1 pseudogene is annotated in these 988 nt (G+C 66.7%); it reads right to left on the reverse strand.

The window, feature by feature from the left end:
- Positions 1 to 988: pseudogene (locus tag R2676_RS26135) on the reverse strand (IS3 family transposase); the annotation flags it as partial.

The following is a 988-nucleotide window of genomic DNA, read 5'->3' on the forward strand; positions in this document are numbered from 1 at the left end:
GCCTCGTAGGCGCAGGGCGACAGGTAGCCCAAGGTTGAGTGCAAACGCACGGGGTTATAGAAGCCGACGATGTATTGGGCGATGTCGCATCGCGCCTCGTCATGGTTGGCATAGCGGCGCCGCCATACCCGCTCCATCTTCAGGTTCAGGAAGAAGCGTTCGGCGACGGCGTTGTCCCAGCAATCGCCTTTGCGGCTCATGCTGCAGACGATGCTGTGGCGGGCCAGCACGGCTTGGTACTCGGCGCTGGCGTACTGGCTGCCGCGGTCCGAGTGCAGCACCAAGCCAGGCGCTGGCCGGCGCTGCTGCAAGGCCATCTCCAGCGCCGACACCACCAGCGCCGCCGGCATGCTCGGCGCCATCGACCAGCCCACCACGCGGCGTGAGTACAGGTCCAGCACCACCGCCAGATACAGCCAGCCTGCGCCCGTACGGATGTAGGTGATGTCCGAGACCCAGGCGCGGTCGGGTTGGCTCACATCGAACTGCCGCTGCAACACGTTCGGTGCGACCGGCAGGTCGTGCCGACTGTGGGTGGTGGCGATGAACTTGGGCCGCCAGCGCGGACGCAGCCCCGCCGAACGCATCAGGGTCCGTACGCGATAGCGCCCAATCCGCTCGCCCTGGGCACGTAGTGCATGCATCACGCGCCGGCTGCCGTAGCTTTGACCGCTGGCACCAAACGCTGCCCGTACATGCACTTCTTGGCGCAGCTTCGCAGCGCTGGGCTGCGCACGCCGGTGCGCGTAGTAGCCCGAGCGGCTGACCCCTAACGCGCGGCACGCCGCGCCAACGCCAATCGCCTCCTTCTGCAACGCGGCCACCGCGCGATACTTCACTTCAGTGCCCGGGCGAAGAAGGCCGAAGCCTTTTTTAGGATGTCGTTGTCCTCCTGCAGCCGCCGTACCTGCGCTTCGAGTTCGCGAATGCGTTGCTGCTCGGCCGTCAGCGGCTTACCTATCCCCGGGCCGCCCGCCTGTTCGGCTTC

The organism is Ralstonia flatus, assembly GCF_958439105.1.
GTDB lineage: Bacteria > Pseudomonadota > Gammaproteobacteria > Burkholderiales > Burkholderiaceae > Ralstonia > Ralstonia flatus.